Annotated in this window: 2 pseudogenes; both read right to left on the minus strand. The window is 36.1% G+C overall.

Annotation, left to right across the window (positions count from 1 at the left end):
* A pseudogene (locus tag COE49_RS28560) lies at positions 1-176 on the minus strand (zinc ribbon domain-containing protein); the annotation flags it as partial.
* A 3-nt stretch (positions 177-179) separates the two neighbouring features.
* Positions 180-844, minus strand: a pseudogene (locus tag COE49_RS26890) (RNA-guided endonuclease TnpB family protein); the annotation flags it as partial.

Consider the following 844-nt stretch of genomic DNA (forward strand, 5'->3'; position numbering starts at 1 on the left):
TGCGCCACAAGAAGGGCAATCCCACTCACGAATGGTTAGATTTTTAACGTCTTTGTTTTTGTATTCACAATTGGAGCATAGTTGACTAGAAGCAAATGTTTTAGATACCATAACAACTTTTTTGCCATACCATTTCGCTTTATATTCCAACATCGTTCGAAATTGTGACCAAGATANNNGTAATCAGCTCTTGCATTTGCAATATGTTCATGGATTCGGGCAACTTCCACACGTTGTTTATTCCAGTTCGAAGAACCTTTTGTTCTTCTAGAAAGGATACGCTGTGCTTTCGCTAAATTTTCTTCTAATGTACGGAAGAATTTAGGATTCTTGTATGTTATGCCATCTGAAAGAACGGCATAATCTTTTAACCCCACATCGATACCAACAGAAGAATCTGTTTTTTCTACTGGTTGCACTTCTGTTTCTGTAAGAATAGACACAAAGTGTCTACCGCTTGGATTTCGTCTAATCGTGGCATTTAGGATACGTCCTGACACTTCACGACTTTTGGCAAATCTAACAAAACCGAGCTTCGGTAACTTTATTGTATGATCTACAATGGCGATATTATGATTCGTACATTTTGTTGTATAGGATTGTATTTTATTCTTTTTAGACTTGAATTGTGGCATATCATTTTGTTTCTTGAAAAAACGTGAAAAAGCATCTGCGAGGTTTTTCAATGAGGATTGAAGAGCGATACTATCTATTTCTTTTAACCAAAGCGTATCTTGTCATTTTTTTAATTGCGTAAGCTCTGCAGAGCAAGAAGGATAGGTTAATCCTTTTCCCGCTTCTTTATACGTATCATTCCAAAGAGCAAGAAAATGGTTAAATACAA

Source organism: Bacillus sp. AFS029637 (assembly GCF_002584985.1).
In the GTDB taxonomy this organism is placed as follows: Bacteria; Bacillota; Bacilli; order Bacillales; family Bacillaceae_G; genus Bacillus_A.